The sequence below is a fragment of the Agrobacterium sp. MCAB5 genome, from assembly GCF_052114365.1.
In the GTDB taxonomy this organism is placed as follows: Bacteria; Pseudomonadota; Alphaproteobacteria; order Rhizobiales; family Rhizobiaceae; genus Agrobacterium; species Agrobacterium tumefaciens.
In genome coordinates this window covers 132585-151255 of sequence record NZ_JBFREP010000012.1, presented here as the reverse complement: position 1 = coordinate 151255, position 18671 = coordinate 132585, and the positions used below count along the sequence as shown (strand labels likewise).

General features: G+C 61.6%; 14 protein-coding genes and 1 pseudogene. 9 read left to right on the top strand and 6 right to left on the bottom strand.

All coding sequences use genetic code 11. The annotated features are described in order from the left end of the window. Window positions 1–4: 4 nt before the first annotated feature. The 9 genes and pseudogenes from AB4Z23_RS23180 to AB4Z23_RS23140 all read left to right on the top strand — a co-directional run bounded on the left by AB4Z23_RS23180 (window position 5) and on the right by AB4Z23_RS23140 (window position 11169). Window positions 5–1624 carry a (2,3-dihydroxybenzoyl)adenylate synthase gene (locus AB4Z23_RS23180; RefSeq protein ID WP_441360818.1) on the top strand — a complete coding sequence of 540 codons (1620 nt, stop codon included), beginning with the start codon at window positions 5–7 and terminating at the stop codon, window positions 1622–1624. A gap of 73 nt (window positions 1625–1697) precedes the next feature. Further along, window positions 1698–2567 carry an isochorismatase gene (locus AB4Z23_RS23175; protein ID WP_038495882.1) on the top strand — a complete coding sequence of 290 codons (870 nt, stop codon included), beginning with the start codon at window positions 1698–1700 and terminating at the stop codon, window positions 2565–2567. A 13-nt stretch (window positions 2568–2580) separates the two neighbouring features. Then, entirely contained in the window at window positions 2581–3345 is a 765-nt protein-coding gene (dhbA, locus tag AB4Z23_RS23170; protein WP_441360817.1) for a 2,3-dihydro-2,3-dihydroxybenzoate dehydrogenase, read from the top strand. 15 nt (window positions 3346–3360) lie between these two features. Then, window positions 3361–4089 (top strand): 4'-phosphopantetheinyl transferase family protein, encoded by a 729-nt coding sequence (locus AB4Z23_RS23165; RefSeq protein WP_441360816.1) that lies wholly within the window; start codon window positions 3361–3363, stop codon window positions 4087–4089. Window positions 4090–4219: 130 nt separating this feature from the next. Further along, window positions 4220–6133 (top strand): PhoX family protein, encoded by a 1914-nt coding sequence (locus tag AB4Z23_RS23160; RefSeq protein WP_121557414.1) that lies wholly within the window; start codon window positions 4220–4222, stop codon window positions 6131–6133. A gap of 163 nt (window positions 6134–6296) precedes the next feature. Beyond that, complete coding sequence (locus AB4Z23_RS23155; protein ID WP_003518141.1) at window positions 6297–6692, top strand: (R)-mandelonitrile lyase; 396 nt, start codon at window positions 6297–6299, stop codon at window positions 6690–6692. A gap of 225 nt (window positions 6693–6917) precedes the next feature. After that, a pseudogene (locus AB4Z23_RS23150) lies at window positions 6918–8478 on the top strand (SulP family inorganic anion transporter). Further along, on the top strand, window positions 8462–9079 hold the full coding sequence (locus tag AB4Z23_RS23145) for a ParB-like protein (protein ID WP_019566914.1): 618 nt from the start codon (window positions 8462–8464) through the stop codon (window positions 9077–9079). The pseudogene AB4Z23_RS23150 and the gene AB4Z23_RS23145 overlap by 17 nt, the downstream one beginning before the upstream one ends. Continuing rightward, window positions 9076–11169 carry a mechanosensitive ion channel domain-containing protein gene (locus AB4Z23_RS23140; protein ID WP_111828697.1) on the top strand — a complete coding sequence of 698 codons (2094 nt, stop codon included), beginning with the start codon at window positions 9076–9078 and terminating at the stop codon, window positions 11167–11169. Before AB4Z23_RS23145 ends, AB4Z23_RS23140 begins: the two co-directional genes overlap by 4 nt. Window positions 11170–11193: 24 nt before the next feature. Here the strand turns inward: AB4Z23_RS23140 and purU are convergent, their stop codons facing one another. The 6 genes from purU to AB4Z23_RS23110 all read right to left on the bottom strand — a co-directional run bounded on the left by purU (window position 11194) and on the right by AB4Z23_RS23110 (window position 18595). Beyond that, window positions 11194–12078, bottom strand: coding sequence for a formyltetrahydrofolate deformylase (gene purU / locus AB4Z23_RS23135; protein WP_013762268.1), 885 nt, complete (start codon window positions 12076–12078; stop codon window positions 11194–11196). A gap of 90 nt (window positions 12079–12168) precedes the next feature. Then, the gene (gene glyA / locus AB4Z23_RS23130; RefSeq protein ID WP_019566911.1) at window positions 12169–13437 is read right to left on the bottom strand and encodes a serine hydroxymethyltransferase; all 1269 of its coding nucleotides are present in this window, start codon (window positions 13435–13437) and stop codon (window positions 12169–12171) included. A gap of 17 nt (window positions 13438–13454) precedes the next feature. Next, window positions 13455–14009 (bottom strand): sarcosine oxidase subunit gamma family protein, encoded by a 555-nt coding sequence (gene soxG / locus AB4Z23_RS23125; protein WP_060642873.1) that lies wholly within the window; start codon window positions 14007–14009, stop codon window positions 13455–13457. Window positions 14010–14022: 13 nt separating this feature from the next. Further along, entirely contained in the window at window positions 14023–17013 is a 2991-nt protein-coding gene (locus AB4Z23_RS23120) for a sarcosine oxidase subunit alpha (RefSeq protein ID WP_111828696.1), read from the bottom strand. Beyond that, window positions 17010–17330 (bottom strand): sarcosine oxidase subunit delta, encoded by a 321-nt coding sequence (locus AB4Z23_RS23115; protein WP_019566908.1) that lies wholly within the window; start codon window positions 17328–17330, stop codon window positions 17010–17012. Before AB4Z23_RS23115 ends, AB4Z23_RS23120 begins: the two co-directional genes overlap by 4 nt. Window positions 17331–17341: 11 nt before the next feature. Beyond that, window positions 17342–18595, bottom strand: a complete 1254-nt coding sequence (locus AB4Z23_RS23110) for a sarcosine oxidase subunit beta family protein (RefSeq protein ID WP_003518155.1) — start codon at window positions 18593–18595, stop codon at window positions 17342–17344. Window positions 18596–18671 lie beyond the last annotated feature (76 nt).

The following is an 18671-nucleotide window of genomic DNA, read 5'->3' as shown; positions in this document are numbered from 1 at the left end:
CACCATGACAATCGAATTTGAACGCTGGCCCGAAGATCTGGCGCGCCGATACCGCGACCGCGGCTACTGGATCGACAGACCGCTCAGCGACATCCTCACCCAGCAGGTAGAACTTCGGCCGGACGCGACCGCGCTGATCTGCGGCGACCGCCGCTTCACCTATGCCGATCTCGACCGGCAATCTTCCAATCTTGCCGGGCATCTGGCTGCCGCCGGGATCGGCAGGGGCGACACGGCACTGGTGCAATTGCCTAATATCGCGGAGTTCTATCTCGTCTTTTTCGCTCTGATGAAAATCGGCGTTGCACCCGTCAATGCGCTTTTCAGCCATCGCCGGCTGGAAATGACCTCCTATGCGGAACAGATTGCGCCAAAGCTGGTGATCGGCTCGCGTTCCCACGAGCTTTTTGCCAATGACACGTTTCTGGATGCGCTGAAGCTTGCCTCTCCGCAGCTTGCCGTAACGCTGCTGCTTGGTGAGACGGAACCGCAGCGCAGCCTCGAACAATGGCTCTCATCACCCGCCGAAAATGCGCCGCATTACGGCCCTTCGGCAGCCGATGAGGTAGCGTTGTTCCAGCTTTCCGGCGGCAGCACCGGAACACCGAAACTGATCCCCCGCACGCATAACGACTATGACTACAGCGCCCGGGCCAGTGCGGAAATCTGCGAGCTGACGCCGCAGACCCGTTTCCTCTGCGCCATTCCGGTGGCGCATAATTACCCCATGAGTTCGCCGGGTGCGCTTGGCGTGTTCCACGCTGGCGGCACCGTGGTAATGGCGGCCAATCCCGAGCCGCTTGCCTGCTTCGACCTCATCGAAAAACATGGCATCGACATTGTGCCTCTGGTGCCGCCTGCCGTGGCGCTGTGGTTACAGGTGGCGCCCGCCCATCGCGAACGGCTGAAATCCCTCAAGCTGCTGCAGGTCGGCGGCGCAAGCTTTGCTGAAGCTTTAGCGCGTCAGGTGCCGCAGGTGCTGGGTTGCGCCCTCCAGCAGGTCTTCGGCATGGCGGAAGGTCTGGTGAACTATACCCGCGCCGGTGATCCCGACCATATTGTCTTCACCACGCAAGGGCGGCCGATCAGCCCGGATGACGAGATCCGCATCGTTGACGAGGACGGCAACGACGTCCCAGAAGGCGAAGCCGGCATGCTGGCGACGCGCGGCCCCTATACGTTTCGCGGATATTACCGCGCCGCCGAGCACAGCGCGCGCGTCTTCGACAACCAGGGTTTTTATTATTCCGGCGATGTCGTTCAGCGCACCCCCGAAGGTTACCTGCGGGTGGTTGGCCGGGTGAAAGACCAGATCAATCGCGGCGGCGAGAAGGTCGCATCGGAAGAGGTGGAAAACCTGATCCTTCAGCATCCGGATGTGACGCATGCCGCACTGGTCGCGATGCAGGACGAACTCCTCGGTGAAAAAAGCTGCGTCTTCGTCGTTTCCCGCAATCCCGCTCTCAAGGCACCGGCCATCCGCCAGCATCTCTCTGGTCTGGGTGTTGCGGATTACAAGCTGCCGGACCGGGTGCGTTTCATCGACACCATGCCGCTTACTGCCGTCGGCAAGATCGACAAGAAACGTCTGCGCGACATGCTCGCAGCGCCAATCCCGGCGTAATTGAGCGTGCACGCCTCAACCATTTGAAAATTGCGTGTCGCCCATGCCGATGCGCCAAACTATCGAGGTCAATATGACGATCCCCACCATTTCCGATTATCCGATGCCGGTCGCAGCAAGCTTTCCGGCCAACAAGACCAAATGGCAGCCGGACGCCAAGCGCGCCGTGCTGCTCATCCACGACATGCAGCGTTATTTCCTGCGGTTCTACGAGGCTGACGGCAGGTTGATGACAACCCTCATCGACAATCTTGCAAAGGTAAAGGCATGGGCGGTTCAGAACGGCGTGCCGGTCATCTACACCGCCCAGCCGCACGATCAGCCTGCCGCCGACCGCGCGCTTCTGAACGACATGTGGGGACCGGGCCTGACCGTGGTCGACCCGGAGTTGCAGAAGGTCGTGGACAAGCTTGCGCCGACGCCCGACGATGTGGTGCTGACCAAATGGCGCTACAGCGCCTTCCAGCGTTCAGACCTTGCCGAGCGCATGAAGGGGTGGGGCCGCGACCAGATCATCATCGGCGGCGTCTATGCCCATATCGGCTGCATGATGACGGCTGTTGAAGCCTTCATGAAGGATATTCAGCCCTTCATGCTGGGTGATGCCGTCGCCGATTTTTCCGAAGCCGAACACCGCATGGCGCTGCAATATGTGGCAACACGCTGCGGCGTGGTGATCGACACTGCAAGCCTTGCCGGCGCGGGAGAGACCACCGATATCAGCGAATGGCTGAAGGCCCGCGTCCTGCAAATGGTGGAGGACGAGAGCGACATCGACCCGGATGAGAACCTGATCTTCTATGGGCTGGATTCGCTGCAGGTGATGAAGCTTGCCGGCGAACTGAAGGAACGCGGCGTCATCGTGGGCTTCGAAGAGCTTGCCCGCGTACCGACGCTTTCTGCCTGGTGGGCGCTGATCGAAGAAAAGCGGCTCGCGGCCTGAGCGGACGGACAAGATGATGCAGAACAGATTTAACGGGCGGCGCGTGCTGGTGACAGGTGCCGCGCAGGGCATCGGCCGCCGCATCGCCGAGCGTTTCACCGAGGAAGGGGCCGAGGTCATCGGCCTTGACCTCATTGCCGATGCAACCGATGCAACCGATGCAACCTTCCGCCAAATCACGCTCGACATCACGGACGCGGCGGCAGTGGAGGCGGCGAGCGAGGCGATCGAGAAGGAATGGGGCGGGCTAGACATTCTCGTCAACGCCGCCGGCATCCTCCGGCTCGGCGACAGCGAAAGCCTGACGCCGCAGGACTGGAACGCCTGCATGGATGTCAATGCTGCGGGGCCGTTCTACCTGCTGCGGCAATGGAGCGGCGTCTTCAAGCGGCAGCGGCGCGGGGCAATCGTCAACATCGCCTCCAACGCCGCCGTTGTGCCGCGCATCGGCATGCTCGCCTATTGTGCTTCCAAGGCCGCACTCGTCAGCCTCAGCCATTGCGCAGCACTTGAACTCGCGCCCTATGGCGTGCGCTGCAATGTGGTGTCACCCGGCTCCACCGATACGCCGATGCTGGCCGGCATGCTGAACGATCCCAGCGGCAAACAGCGACTGGTCGCCGGTCTTCCCGAGCAGTTCAAGCTCGGCATTCCGCTCGGCAAGATCGCGCGGCCGGACGACATCGCCGACACGGTGCTGTTCCTCGCCTCCGATCAGGCAGGCCATGTGACGATGCAACAGATCGTAGTCGATGGCGGCGCCACGCTTGCCGCCTGAGCATCGGTCCGCGTGATGAGGATGACAGAAACGGCCAACGTGCCGGCGTTTCACGGCGAAGCTGTTTCCGGCGATCCACCCGAGGCCATCTGGCCTTGGCCGGATGACAGATGCGATTGTCATTGCGTCAGCCTTCATTACAGCGCCGAAGAAGGGCGCGGCGGCAAGGTCCCTCCCTTGCCGCCGCAGCTTTTGCGCGCTGCGCCCAGACGCAAGGCGGAATTTATCGCCGGGCGCAGATGTGCTGCCGAAGCCATACGCCGTCTCACCGGCCGCGCCGCCTTTCCCGGCATGGGAGAGGATCGCGCCCCTATCTGGCCCGAACGCGTGGTCGGCGCGATTTCCCACAGCCACGAGCGGGCAATTGCGCTTGCCGGCTCTTCCGAGCGGTTCTGCGGCATTGGCATCGATATCGAAAGGCTTCTGAACGAGGAGGAAGCTTGCGATATTGCCCCGCAGGTACTGACCGCAAACGAACGCCTCAGTCTTGGAAACGACATCGATCCCTTCATGACCGGGCTGATCTTTTCGGCCAAGGAAAGCCTGTTCAAAGCGCTTTATCCGACCGTCAGACGTTTGTTCTTTTTCGAGGCGGCGGAGTTATCCGGCTATGAAGAGTGCGGTTCAGCATCCCTTCGGCTGACGACCGACATCAGCGGCGAGTGGCGCAAGGGAACGGACATTCCTTTCCACTTCTGCCGCTTCGAAGGCTTTTTGCTCACCCGTATCCTTCTCCCGCATTGAGGGAAAAATACAGAATCCTTTCCTGTGAAGATCATATTTAAAGTCGTTATTCCCGTCATTTGTGTGAAACACTGAAACGGTACGCACCGTGTTGGAATGATTCCAAACATGCAAACGGTGGAGATACGATATGACCGACATCGATACGAGCAAGCTTTCCTGGGATGCGTGGGACGAGCTGCAAAACCCGCCGCCGGCCGAAACCGATTTCGACCGCGTGGTCGAGACCGCGATTTCCCGCCGCGGCTTTCTCGGTGGCGTGCTTGCCTTCGGTTCGGCCGCAGCAGCCATGGGCACGCTCGGCAACCTGATGACCAGCACCTCGGCGGAAGCGCAGGAAGCGGCAGCCGGCCGTTTCCCCTTCAAGCCGGTGGCTGCCGCGACCGACCACACCATTCACGTACCGGAAGGCTACAGCTGGAAGCCGGTCGCCAAGTGGGGCCAGCCGCTGTTCTCCAACGTGCCCGACCTCGACCCTGCCAAGGGTGTCAGCGTTGAAAACTCCGACAAGGTCTTCGGCGAAAATACTGACGGCATGGAACTGTTCATGGTTGGCAATCACCAGCTGATCGCCGTCAACCATGAATATGTAAACCCCGAAACCAACCTGCCGCATGCCGAAAAGGGCAACCCGAAAACGGCCGACGACGTCAAGATCCTGCAGAACATGCAGGGCGTCACCGTCATGGAAGTTGCGGAAGGCACCGGAGGCTGGGAAATCGTTCTCGACAGCCCGTTCAACCGCCGTATTCACCACAACACCCCGATGAAGCTTTCCGGCCCGGCCGCAGGCTCGGACCTCGTCAAGACCGCCGCAGATCCGAAGGGTGTCGACTGTCTGGGGACCTTCAACAATTGCGGCGCCGGCCGCACGCCCTGGGGCACCTACCTCACCTGCGAGGAAAACTTCAACGGCTATTTCGGTACCACTGATGCCGCCTTCAAGCTGCCGGATGACTACAAGCGCTACGGTATCGTCGCCGAGACCCGTTACGCCTATGAGAAGTTCGATGCGCGTTTCGATGTCGCCAAGAACCCCAACGAGCCGCGCCGCGCCGGTTACGTGGTTGAGATCGATCCTTCGGACGCCTCCTCCACCCCGATCAAGCGCACCGCCCTTGGCCGCATCAAGCACGAGAACGCCGCCGTGGTGATTGCCCGTGACGGCCGCGTGGTGGTTTATATGGGCGATGACGAGCGTGGCGAATTCCTCTACAAATTCGTCTCCAACGGCATTTACGTGCCCGGTGGCGACACCTCGAAACTGCTAGACGAAGGCACGCTCTACGTCGCCAGGTTCTCGGACGACGGCGCTGGTGAATGGCTGGCTCTCACGCCTGAGACGACAGGCATGAAGATCGATGAAATCTGCGTCTTTACCCGTCAGGCCGCTTCCAAGGTGGGCGCGACAACGATGGACCGCCCGGAATGGGTCGCCATCAACCCGGTCGCCATCGAAGCCTATTGCGCCCTTACCAACAACAGCCGTCGCGGCGAAATGAAAGACGGCAAGTTGCGCGCCAATGCTGGCGGTGACGCCATGGCGATCAATGCTGCCAACCCGCGCGAAAAGAACGAATACGGCCAGATCGTGCGCTGGTACCCGGAAAACGACGATCACGCGGACGGCAGATTCAAGTGGGACCTGTTCTGCATGGCCGGCAACCCCACCGTTCACAAGGATGCCTATGCCGGCTCTTCGAACATCAACGAAGGCAACATGTTCAACTCGCCCGATGGCATGATGTTCGATTCGACCGGTCTCCTCTGGATCCAGACCGACGGAGAGGACAGCAACGAGGGCAACTTCGCCGGCCAGGGCAATAACCAGATGCTGGCAGGCGATCCGGCGACCGGCCGTATCGAACGTTTCCTGACCGCGCCGAAGGGTTCTGAAGTTACCGGCCAGACATGGTCCGGCGACAAGCGTACCCACTTCGTCGGCATCCAGCACCCCGACGCCCCCTTCCCGGATGGCGAAGGCAAGCTGCCGCGCTCCACCGTTATCGCCATCAAGCGTGATGACAACGCGCAGATCGGCTGACGCTTTGGCTTAGGCGGAACCGGGTCTCGGCATAGCGGAGATCCGGCTCCTGTCACCCGTGACCAAGGGTCGATGCGGCCTGACTGAATTTTCACTCGCCAGTGGACAAGAGAGGCATTACCGCTTCAAATCTCCCCACACGATACCAGTCAGGAGAATGACCATGGAAATATTGCGCGCGGGAACACGGGCCTCAACCAAAGGCCCCGAGGCATGGTTTACCGGCACGGTCCGTATCGATCCTCTGTTCAACCCGTTCGATGCAGAGCGGGTGCAGGGCGCTCAGGTCACCTTCGAACCAGGCGCGCGAACCGCATGGCACACGCACCCGCTCGGACAGACCCTGATCGTGGTTTCAGGGTTTGGAAGGGTGCAGCGCGAGGGTGGCCCCGTGGAAGAAATCCGCCCCGGCGATACCGTGTGGTTCGCGCCGGGCGAAAGGCACTGGCACGGGGCGGCACCCGATGTCGCCATGACGCATATCGCGCTTCAGGAAGTGAAAGACGGCAAGGTCGTGGACTGGATGGAGCACGTCACGGACGATCAGTATGGTGGCTGAAGCGGCCTGGCCGAAATGGCGCTCGTCTTGCCTGCCGGACGATCTCCAGCGTTAAGCAACATCCGGAAGAGCCGAAATATTTCGGGGGCGCGATTTAAACTTTGACTCGTATGCGCATTGGGTGAACCTTCATTGCGTCGCGGGAACATGGTGGAGAATCGTGATCTTAACCGGTGGAATTGTCCTTGCCCTTATTGCCGCCAATGCGGTTGCAATTCCATGCCCATGACACTCAACCGGCGCGATGTGGTGGCGGGGTTGTCGATTGCCGGCCTGATGTTACCGGAAGCGATCGCCTATTCGGGGATTGCCGGCGTTCCAGCCCAGCACGCCATCCTTGCCGCCATCATGGGCTGCATCGTCTATGCCATTTTTGGCCAGAGCCGTTTTGCGGTCGTCTCGCCCACATCGTCCTCCGCCGCAATCCTGGCGGCAATGCTTGCGACGCTCTCGGTCACACCAGCGCAAAAGATGCTGCTCGTTGCCATTACGGTCGCTCTGGTCGGCCTGCTGTTTCTGCTTGCGGCTGCCACGCGGCTCGGCGCCCTGTCGAGTGTGATCTCGCGCCCGGTGCTGCGCGGTTTTGCCTTCGGCCTCGCCATTCTGATCACCTTAAAGCAATTGCCGAGCCTCTTCGGGATAAAGGCGCAGTCGGGCGAGCCGCTTTCCATTCTCCTGCAAATCCTCTCCCGCCCACAGGACTGGAGCCTTGAAAGCATCGCCGTCGGCGTTGTGGCACTCGCCGTGCTGCTTCTCCTGCGCAGGCGCCCCGCCATTCCCGGCAGCCTCGTCGTCATCGTGGCAGGAATTGCCATCTCGATCCTGCTCAACCTTCAAAGTCGGGGCGTCGCCGTCGTCGGCCAGATCGATCTTGCCGCCACTCGTCCTCATCCTCTTTGCGGAATCATGGGGCACCATCCGAAGCTTTTCGCTTCGCCATGGCGAGATTGTCGATTCCAATCGCGAACTCAGAGCATTCGGGCTTGCCAATATCGCCAGCGCCGCCATGCAGGGCATGCCGGTTGGTGCGGGTTTTTCCGCAGGCGCAGCAAGCGAGGCGGTTGGGCCGCAAAGCCGGCTTGCCTCTGCCATCGCCGCAATCGGCCTTGCGGTCTTCAGCCTGCTCGCCGCCAGAGGGTTCGCTTTCATCCCGGAAGCAGTCCTTGCCGCCGTGATCGCCGTGGCGCTGCTGCATGCGCTCGACCCCGCGCCGATCATCCGTTTATGGCGGCTCGGCAACGACGCCTATCTGGCACTTGCCGCTGCAGCCGGCGTACTTGCGTTCGGTGTGCTGAACGGCATGCTTGTCGCCGTCGCCCTTTCCTTCGCCGTCTTCGTTCGCCGGCTTTCCCTACCGCATGTCATGCATCTTGGCCGGCTGGGCGATAGCCATGACTTTGTCGACATGGAACGCCACCCGGATGCGAAGGATGTGTCAGGCATGATTATTCTCCGGCCCGCACAGCCGCTTTTCTTCGGCAATGCGGAACCGATCCTTGCCGCCGTTACCAAATACATCGTTGCGCGGCCGGAACTGGACATCGCAATTGTCAGCCTTGAGGAAACATTCGAACTGGATTCCACCGCGCTTGATGCGTTGCTGGAGTTCGATGCAGCGATGCAGCGCAGCAGCATCGTGGTCTACTATGCGCGCATGCACGACCATGTGAAGGATCTGCTGCTTGCTGGCGGCGGATCCGACATGGTGGCGCGCAGCAATTTCAGTGTCGATGATGCCGTGACGGCGGCCATGCATCGGGAGGACAGCCTTGCCACACAATCTTGAACCGCATCTGACCCCGGTTGAAATCACCTCACTCAAACCAACGCAGATGACAGTCGGTCTGCGCGAGGTGGAGGACAAGCGCCGGCAATGGGCCGCCATCCGTGAGGAAAAGGGAGCCGACTTCCTCGGACACCACATGGTGCCCGTCGTCCTTGGTCACAAACAACGTCTTTATCTGGTGGACCACCACCACCTCGCTTTGGCTTTGCATGAGGAAGGCGTGAAACATGTCCTGACCAGTATCGTTGCCGATCTTTCCCATCTCGACCGGCAGGAATTCTGGTCGGTGATGGACCATCGCAACTTCGTCTATCCTTTCGACGTGGATGGCGTGCGCCATCCCATCGAAAACCTTCCCAAACGGATCGTCGATCTCAAGGACGATCCCTTCCGCGCGCTGGCCGGCGCGGTTCGCGACGCTGGCGGTTTTGCCAAAATAGACGCTCCCTTCAGTGAATTCCTCTGGGCGGATTTCCTGCGCCGCCGTGTGGGTGGCAAGAAGCTGCGACATTCCTTCGAGGACGCTGTGGAGGAAGCGATGCAACTGGCACGCTCGCGCGATGCGCGGCATCTGCCTGGATGGTGTGGAGCGGACCGATGACCACCCTTCCCTCCCTTTTCCGATTGATGGCGGCTGCCATCGCAGTTTTCGTCCTGGGCGCGGCGAGCCTGCCTGCGCAAGAACTACCGCCGCCAGCGAGACCGGCCCCTACGGAACAGACAACAGAGCAGAAAGTCGACCAGTTGATACAGCTTCTGGGACAGGACGATGTTCGTGCCCTTCTCACACAGAAGCTTGCGGTAGCCGGCACAGAGCAGCCGCCAGAACTGACGCCGCAGAGCCAGTTGAGCGATCTCGACCAATGGGCAAGCAAGCGGCGCGAACACCTAGGCCGCCTCGCAAGGGACCTGCCCGGCATGTCCACGCAGATCATCGCGGCGCTGGGAAGGCTTTGCGACGAGATCAGAAACTACGGTGCAGCCGTCTTTTTGCTGCACGTATCCATCCTGTTCGGTGCGGGCCTTGCCGGCGGCATTGCCACGAACCGGATCATAGCGATGCAGGCCTCCCGCAGGAACAGCGCGGATATCGGCAAGGAGGCCTCGTCTGTCGTATCGCGGAGGCTTTTGCCCGTCTTCGGTTACGGCATTGCTGCCACCGCCATGTTCCTTGCCATCCAGTGGTCACCTTTGCTGAGCGCCGTTCTCCTGCCCTGGCTTGCAACCAGCATCGTGTTGCCGCTGCTTTTTGCCTTCACGGGTCTGCTGCGGCGGGTCGTTGGCCGCGAGGCCAATGCCCGGCGCGATTTCTGGATCGTCCGCTGGACATGGCTCCTGACCCTTGCCAGCGTCTTCTGGGCATTACTCAGGACGCTCGAGAATCTCGATGTCCCGCGTGACACGCTTGGGCTTCTGTCCTCCGCCATGGTCGGCCTGCTGTTCCTGCTCGCATGCATCTGGATCTGGCGTCGTCCGGTCGGCGATCCCGGCTCGGAGCGGGCTAGGTCAATCGATGTCGCGCTGATCTTCGGCCTCATCATCCTCTTCGGGTTGCGGCTCGCCGGCGCCGGGGTCCTGTTCTGGATCGGGCTTTATGCGCTGGTTCTGCCCGGCCTTGCCTCGACGCTTGGCATCGCGGCGCGAAAGCTGGCAACCGACATCGGCACCTATGGGGAAAGCGATCTTCGCCCGGTACTGGTCGAGCGAGGCGTGCGGCTTGCAATCGTCGGGACTGCCATCCTGTGGCTGATCTTCCTCGTGCGCGCGCATCCGAATTCCCTGCCCGATGGCGCATTGCTGACGTCGATCGTCGTCGGCGTCCTGCACGGGGCGCTGATCCTGCTTCTTGCCGATCTCGTCTGGATCGCGATCAAGTCGATGATCGCACGGCGGCTGGAGTTGAGTACACCCGCCGGCAACCCGATGAGCGGCCAACCGGGTGGGGGCCAGCCGCAAGATGACCGGCTTTTGACCATTCTGCCGATCCTTCGCAACATGCTCGGCATCATCATCGCCGCGGTTGCGGTTATGACGGCGCTTTCGGAACTCGGCGTCAATATCGGGCCGCTGCTGGCGAGCGCCGGCATCTTCGGCATCGCCATCGGTTTCGGTTCGCAGACGCTGGTCAAGGACATCATCAGCGGCGTGTTCTACATGATCGACGACGCCTTCCGCGTCGGCGAATACATCCAGAGCGGTTCCTACCGCGGCACGGTTGAATCCTTCAGCATCCGCTCGGTCAAACTGCGGCACCATCGCGGCCCGATTTTCACCGTCCCGTTCGGATCGCTCGGCGCCGTCGAAAATATGAGCCGCGACTGGTCGATCGACAAATTCCTCGTCACGGTCGCCTTCGATACTGACATTGCCAAGGTCCGGGCCATTACCAAGGAGATCGGTAAGGCGCTGAAGGAAGACCCGGAATTCGGACCGTTCCTGATCGAAACCGTCAAGCTGAAGGGTGTCGAGCAATTCGGCGAATATGGCATGACGCTTGGTTTCGGCATGATGCTGCGCGCCGGCGGGCAATCCTCCATGGTGCGCCGCAAGGCCTATTCGATGTTGAAGGATGCCTTTGCGCAAAACGACATCCAGTTCGCCAGCATGGCGGGCGCCTATCCCGCATCTACACGAAGCGCGCGGCCACAGGAGCCCGAAGCAAGCGACGGGACGGGGCCGGTGGAAGAATAGGCCTCCGGCAACCGCGCCCCAACCTTAGCCCATTCGTTCGGACATATATTCGCCCGGCGAAGCGGGAAACACCACGGTCTTATTGCCGTTGAGGAAGACACGGTGATGGATATGGGCATGAATGGCGCGCGCCAGAACCTGGCTTTCCACGTCCCTCCCGAGGCTCACATAATCCATGCCGCTCTGGGCATGGGTGACGCGGATCGTGTCCTGTTCGATGATCGGGCCTTCATCGAGATCAGCGGTGACGTAATGGGCCGTCGCGCCGATCAGTCGCACGCCGCGCTCATAGGCCTGCTTGTAAGGGTTTGCGCCCTTGAAGGACGGCAGGAAGGAGTGGTGGATGTTGATGATGCGGCCAGACATTTCCTGGCACAGCCGTTCCGACAGAACCTGCATGTAGCGCGCCAGCACGACGAGTTCGGCGCCTGCATCGCGCACCACCTGCAGTATGGCCGCCTCGGCTTCCGGTTTCGTCTCCGGCGTGACGCGAATGTGGTGAAAGGGAATATCCTCGTTCACCACCTGCTTCTGGTATTCGAGGTGATTGGAGATGACAGCGACAATCTCCACAGGCAATGCACCAATGTGGGAACGATAGAGCAGATCGTTCAGGCAATGGCCGAAGCGTGAAACCATGATCACGACTTTCGTTTTCCGCGAGAGATCATGGATATCGTATTCCATGTCGAAATCGGCGGCGACGGAAGCGAACCCTGCGACGAGAGCAGCGGGTTCCATACCTTCCTCCGAAACGAAGCTCAGCCGCATGAAAAAGCGGCCCGTTTCCAGGTCGGTGAATTGCGAACTGTCGTTGATGTTGCAGCCGGACCGCGCGAGGTATCCGGACACGGCGGCAACGATGCCGCTGCGTGCCGGGCACGAGACTTTCATGACATAGCTGGTCAAATCCTGCTCCCCTTGATGGATCAGCGATCGGGCACATTGGCGGTGATGCCGCCCTGCCCGATCATGGCTAACGAGACCGATAATAGCGTGTTACGCGCCGTAGATCGGGAAGTCCTCACACAGCGCTGCAACCTCGGCCCGCACGTTCGCCTCAATCTCAGCATTGCCTTCGGCACTGACAGCCAGCGCGTCGATGACGCGCAGGATCAGCACGCCGATCCGCTCGAATTCGGCCACGCCGAAGCCGCGCGTGGTACCGGCCGAGCTGCCGAGCCGGATGCCCGAGGTGACGAAGGGCTTTTCCGGGTCGTTGGGAATGGAGTTCTTGTTGCAGGTGAGACCTGCCCGCTCAAGAGCGATTTCGGCAACCTTGCCGGTAACGCCCTTCGGACGCAGATCGACCAGAACCATGTGGCTGTCGGTTCCACCAGACACGATCCCCAGACCGCCATCCGTCAGCACTCGCGCCAGAGCCTGAGCATTGGCTATGACCTGACCGGCGTAGTCGGCAAAGTCCGGCCGCAGCGCCTCGCCGAAGGCAACGGCCTTGGCAGCGATGACATGCATCAGCGGGCCGCCCTGATTGCCGGGGAAGACGGCCGAATTCAGCTTCTTTGCCAGATCGGCATCGTTGGTCAAAATCACGCCGCCGCGAGGGCCGCGCAGGGTCTTGTGGGTGGTGGAGGTGACGACATGGGCGTGCGGCACCGGATTTGGATATTTGCCGCCGGCGATCAGGCCGGCATAATGGGCCATGTCGACCATCAGCCATGCGCCAACCTCGTCGGCGATCTTGCGGAAGCCTTCGAAATCGATCTGGCGCGGATAGGCCGAGGCGCCTGCGACGATCAGCTTCGGCCTGGTTTCCAGCGCCTTTGCCCGCACCTTTTCCATATCGATCAGATGCGTCTCTGCATCCACCTCATAGGAGACGACATCGAACCACTTGCCCGACATGGTGACCGGCGAACCGTGGGTCAGGTGGCCGCCATGGGCCAGCGAAAGCCCCATGATCCGGTCGCCCGGCTGAAGAAGTGCCAGAAACACCGCCTGATTGGCCTGCGCGCCGGAATGCGGCTGAACGTTCGCGAACTCCGCGCCGAAAAGTTGCTTCAGCCGGTCGATGGCGACCTGCTCGACCTTGTCGACGAATTCGCAGCCGCCATAATAGCGTTTGCCGGGATAACCTTCGGCATATTTGTTGGTCAGCACCGAGCCTTGCGCCGCCAGAACGTCGGCGGACACGATATTCTCCGAAGCGATCAGTTCAATCTGGGTTTTCTGGCGATCGAGTTCCTCGGCGATGGCGTCGGCAATCACCGTATCCGAAACGGCATTATGGGACAGACGGTTGAGCATTGTTTCCTCCTCAAGGATCAGGCGATTTCGGCGGCAAGTTCCTTGCAGCCGGTTTCAAGCAAATGGCCGAGATGCGGCGCGAAACTGTTCCAGATATCCATACGGAAACCATCCGGCGCATCGCGCCACAGCACCACGGTCACGCCATCGAAAATCGTTCTGCGGGCCTCGCCAACCGGAATGGTGTCGATGTCGCGGGCGCAGCCGAGTGTCAAAAGCTCGGCGGCGAGCGGCCCCTTGATCGCGAGCGTCACTTCCCTTCCGGAAATGTCGACGAGACTATGGGGATGGCCCGCATAAACGCCAGCGCAGGCTGCAATCACCCCGTCGACCGCGCCAGCGGGAGCAAGGATCGTCCATTCGTCGGGACCAAGGCGCACGGCCTCGATTTCGCCTGCAGCAGTGCGAGCGCCGATCCGGTCGGGCAAGGTCAGGCCAAGGGCTGTATTGAGCGGTACCAGATCGCCGCGCGCACGCAGCGACAGCCGCCCTTGCGCGGCCAATATGCTGACCCGGGCTGCTTTGCTCTCGGCCAGCGTGCCGGGAACGGGGGAGGAAACGCGCATATTCATTGTCATCTCCGGGTCAGATCTTCAGACGGGTGTTTTCGGGATCGACAAAGACCATCCCGGTGATTTTTGCGGCAATCGTGCGTTCGGGCATCGGAATATAGACGGTCTCTCCCATCCGCTCATGGCCGCCCTCGACCAGCGCCAGCGCAATCGGCTGGCCAACCGCATCCGAATGATAGGATGAGGTGACATGACCGACCATTTTCATCGGGATAGGCTGCTTCGGATCGAAGACAATCTGCGCGCCCTCTTCCAGCTTCGAGCGGTCTTCGGTCAGAAGACCGACGAGGTGACGACGGCCCTTGGCGACGAGATCGGGGCGCGCGAGGCCACGCTTGCCGACGAAATCCGGTTTGGTCTTGCCCACGGCCCAGCCCATCGCGGCATCATAGGGCGTGACCGTGCCATCGGTATCCTGGCCGACGATGATGTAACCCTTTTCGGCACGCAGCACATGCATGGTTTCCGTGCCATAGGCGGTGACGCCGTATTGCTGGCCGGCCTCCCACAGGATTTCCCAGAGTTTGCGGCCGAGCGGCGCGGGCACGTTGACTTCGAAGCCGATCTCGCCGGTGAACGACACCCGGAACAGCCGCGCCGGCATGCCGGCCACCGTGCATTCCGCGCAGGACATATGCGGGAAAGCCTCTTCCGTCAGCTCGACGCCCTCGACCAGCGGAGCGAGCAGCTTTGCCGCATTCGGGCCGTTCAGCGCAATGGTAGACCATTGCTCGGTGGTGGAAGTCAGCCAGACGTTGAGATCCGGCCATTCGGTCTGGAGGTAATCCTCCATCATGTTCATCACCCTTGCCGCACCGCCGGTGGTGGTGGTGACGTGGAAGCGATCCTCGGTCATGCGGCCGATGACGCCGTCGTCGCGAATGAAGCCGTCATCACCCAGAAGCAGGCCGTAACGGCAGCGGCCCGGCGCGAGCTTCGACCACGGGTTGGTGTACATGCGGTTCATGAACTCGACCGCATCCGGCCCGACGACCTCGATCTTGCCGAGCGTCGAGGCGTCGAACATGCCGAGGCTTTGCCGCACCGCCCGGCATTCGCGGCCGACTGCCGCATCCATGTCTTCACCTGGTTTGGGGAAGTACCAGGCGCGCCGCCATTGGCCGACCGGTTCGTAAACCGCGCCATGCTCCTCAGCCCAGCTGTCGATCTGCGTCTTGCGCGTCACCTCGAAATGCTGGCCGCGATGATAACCGGCGAAAGCGCCGAAGGTCGTCGGCGTATAGGGTGGGCGGAAGGTCGTGAGGCCTACTTCCGGCTGGCGTTTGCCGAGCGCTTCTGCCGCGATGTTGAGGCCGTTGATATTGGACATCTTGCCCTGATCGGTCGCCATGCCGTTGGTGGTGTAGCGCTTGACGTGCTCGATGGAGCGCATGCCCTCGCGCACGGCCAGCCGCAGATCCTTTGCGGTCACGTCGTTCTGGTAATCGACGAAGGCCTTGGCCTTGCCGGCATCGCGATCGCTCGGCAATTCCGTCAGCGATACGCCGCTGCCGGTGCGGTCGTGCTCCACCGCATAGTCGCGGGTATCGCCCGTCTTGCCCAGGGCTGCAGCGATCTTCCGGCCCTGCTCGGCGCCATCCTTAAGCACCGCTTCAATGCCCCAAAGCCCGCGCCCGGCGCCGGCAATTGCACAATCCTCATTGGTCATGGCCGGCAGGAAGGTGGTCCGCTGATCGTCCCAGGCAATCTTGCCCTGCGTATGGGAAAACAGATGCAGCGACGGCGTCCAGCCGCCAGACATCAGCAACGCATCACAGGCGATTTCCTGCCCCGCGCCGACCGTGGAGCCATTCACCGGATTGACGCGGACTGATTTCACACGCAACCGGCCCGAAGTCGCCGTCACGGTATGCGACAGCCGCACCGGAATGCCGAGCGCGCGCGCCTCGTTCACCAGTTCCTCGCGCACCTTCGCACGGGTATCGACGATGGCCTGCACCCGCGCGCCTGCGCCATGAAGATCGAAGGCGGCATACCAGGCGCTGTCATGGCTCGTCACCACCACCGGCCTGTTGCCGACCTTGACGCCATAGCGGTTCAGATAGGTCTGGGCGGAGCCCGCCAGCATCACGCCCGGCCGATCATTGCCATGGAAGACCAGCGGTTTCTCGAGAGCCCCCTGCGCCAGCACCACATGGCGCGCCCGCACCCGCCACAGGCGTTCACGCGGCATGTCCTTGGTCACGGTTTCGAGATGGTCGGTCAGCTTTTCGCAAAGGCCGATCATGTTCTGGTGGTAGTAGGCAATCGCCGTCGTGCGGGTCATGACCCTGACGCCGCGCTCCTTCAGCGCCTTCAACTCGTCCGCCAGCCAGTTCCATGCTGGCTGGCCGTCGATCTGCGCCTGCGGCTCGGACAGCAGCGTCCCGCCGGCTTCGGCATTTTCGTCCACCAGCACGACCTTGAGACCATCGACCGCCGCTGCGCGCGCCGCAGCCAGACCCGCAGGACCGGCGCCGACGATCAGCACGTCGCAATGCAGGTTGCGCGAGGCATAGGTATCGGGGTCTTCTTCCGTGGGCGAGACGCCGAGACCGGCCGCCGCGCGGATGAAGGGCTCATAGACCTTGTTCCAGAAGCTCTTCGGCCACATGAAGGTCTTGTAGTAAAAGCCCGCCGAAAACAGCATATAGGCCATGTCGTTGACTGCGCCGATATCGAATTTCAGGCTCGGATATTTGTTCTGAGAGGTGGTTTCCAGCCCGCTCCAGATTTCCTGCACCGTGGCGCGGGTATTTGGCTCGAACCGGCCGGAGCCGCGGCGGGTGCCGATCAGCGCATTCGGCTCCTCGGAACCCGCCGCTACAGGGCCGCGCGGGCGGTGGTATTTGAACGAGCGGCCCATGAGATGTACGCCATTGGCGAGAAGCGCGGAGGCGACCGTATCCCCCTTTACGCCGCGATAGGTCTTCCCATCGAAGGTGAAGCTTACCGAGCGGGCGGCATCCACCCGGCCACGGCCGGGAACGCGATAGGAACTCATTTCGACACCTCGGAGCTGGCTGGTGCGCTGGATAGGGACGAGAGATCAGGACGCGGCTCGCCTGCGCGATAGGTCGTCAGGAAACGGTCGCTCACCGTGTCGCGCACCGCATTGAAGAAGCGACCGCAGCCATGCAGGTGCCGCCAGCGCTCGAAATGCGGACCCCTGGCGTTTTCGCGGATGAACAGGAATTCTTCCCACTGTTCATCACTCTGAGATGAGGGGTCGGCCGCGCGCACGACATGGGCCTGCCCGGCATAGGTGAATTCGGCTTCGGGTAGCGTTTCATGGCAATAGGGGCAACGGATCAGCAGCATGGGTTAGCTCCTCAGTGCGCCACGGCAGCGGCGGCGGCCTCGTCGATCAGGCGGCCGGAGCGGAAACGCTCCAGCGTGAAAGGCGCGTTGATCGGGTGCGGTTCGTTTTTCGCGATGGTCCAGGCGAAGGTGTGGGCAGCGCCCGGCGTGGCCTTGAAACCACCCGTGCCCCAACCGCAATTCACATAAAGCCCGTCGACCGGCGTCTTGCCGAGAATGGCCGAGCGATCCGGCGTGACATCAACAATGCCGCCCCATTTGCGCAGCATCCGCATGCGGTTGAAGATCGGGAAGATTTCGACGATGGCGGCGATCGTATGTTCGATCAGCGGCAGGCCGCCGCGCTGCGAATAAGAGGTATATTGATCCGTACCCGAACCGATCACCAGCTCACCCTTGTCGGACTGGCTGATATAAGCGTGAACCGCATTCGACATGACCACGCAGGGGAAGATCGGCTTGATCGGCTCGGATACCAGAGCCTGCAGCGGATAGCTTTCGAGCGGCAGGCGCACGCCTGCGGTATCCATGACCACCGAAGTGTGGCCGGCAGCGGAAACCGCAACTTTTTTCGCCTTGATGAAACCTCGCGCCGTCTCGACACCCGCGACGGACCCGTCGGCATTGCGGCGAATGGCGGTGACCGGGCAATTCTGGATGATATCGACGCCACGGGCGGCAGCACCGCGCGCATAACCCCAGGCAACTGCATCGTGGCGCGCCGTGCCGGCACGTTCCTGAAGCGCACCGCCCATCACCGGGTAGCGGGCGTTTGGCGATATGCTCAGCGGCGGACAATATTCCTTGCATTCTTCCGGGGTAAGCCAGCGATTGTCGACACCGTTCAGACGGTTGGAATGGATGTGGCGCTTGAAGCTCTGCACGTCGTGGACATTATGGGCGAGCATCAGAACGCCGCGCCGCGAATACATGACGTTGTAGTTCAGTTCCTGGCTCAAGTTCTCCCACAGATCGACGGCGTGATCGTAAAGACGCGCGCTTTCGTCGTAGAGATAGTTGGAGCGGATGATGGTCGTGTTGCGGCCGGTATTGCCGCCGCCGAGCCAGCCCTTGTCGATGACAGCGACATTGGTGATACCGTGCTGGCTGGCCAGATAATAGGCCGCACCCAGACCATGGCCGCCGGCGCCGACGATGACCACGTCATATTCGGCTTTTGGCTGGCTGTCGGGCCATTGCTCGTCCCAGTTCTTGTGGCCGGTCAGGGCATTCCGCAGGAGATTGAAGGCATTAAAACGCGTCATGAGCGGGCCTGCTGGTTGGAACTCTCGGTATTCAAAAGCCTACGGAGATTTACAGCGGCCGGGCTGGACAATCGCG

What these genes read in the sequence shown, in the direction of transcription:
- AB4Z23_RS23180 (WP_441360818.1), top strand. Translation starts at nt 5, where the DNA reads ATGACAATCGAATTTGAACGCTGGCCCGAAGATCTGGCGCGCCGATAC.
- AB4Z23_RS23115 (WP_019566908.1), bottom strand. Translation starts at nt 17,330, where the DNA reads ATGCTGCTGATCCGTTGCCCCTATTGCCATGAAACGCTACCCGAAGCC.
- glyA (WP_019566911.1), bottom strand. Translation starts at nt 13,437, where the DNA reads ATGCTCAACCGTCTGTCCCATAATGCCGTTTCGGATACGGTGATTGCC.
- AB4Z23_RS23140 (WP_111828697.1), top strand. Translation starts at nt 9,076, where the DNA reads ATGACCACCCTTCCCTCCCTTTTCCGATTGATGGCGGCTGCCATCGCA.
- AB4Z23_RS23175 (WP_038495882.1), top strand. Translation starts at nt 1,698, where the DNA reads ATGACGATCCCCACCATTTCCGATTATCCGATGCCGGTCGCAGCAAGC.
- AB4Z23_RS23155 (WP_003518141.1), top strand. Translation starts at nt 6,297, where the DNA reads ATGGAAATATTGCGCGCGGGAACACGGGCCTCAACCAAAGGCCCCGAG.
- AB4Z23_RS23110 (WP_003518155.1), bottom strand. Translation starts at nt 18,595, where the DNA reads ATGACGCGTTTTAATGCCTTCAATCTCCTGCGGAATGCCCTGACCGGC.
- AB4Z23_RS23165 (WP_441360816.1), top strand. Translation starts at nt 3,361, where the DNA reads ATGAGGATGACAGAAACGGCCAACGTGCCGGCGTTTCACGGCGAAGCT.
- AB4Z23_RS23120 (WP_111828696.1), bottom strand. Translation starts at nt 17,013, where the DNA reads ATGAGTTCCTATCGCGTTCCCGGCCGTGGCCGGGTGGATGCCGCCCGC.
- AB4Z23_RS23160 (WP_121557414.1), top strand. Translation starts at nt 4,220, where the DNA reads ATGACCGACATCGATACGAGCAAGCTTTCCTGGGATGCGTGGGACGAG.
- dhbA (WP_441360817.1), top strand. Translation starts at nt 2,581, where the DNA reads ATGATGCAGAACAGATTTAACGGGCGGCGCGTGCTGGTGACAGGTGCC.
- soxG (WP_060642873.1), bottom strand. Translation starts at nt 14,009, where the DNA reads ATGAATATGCGCGTTTCCTCCCCCGTTCCCGGCACGCTGGCCGAGAGC.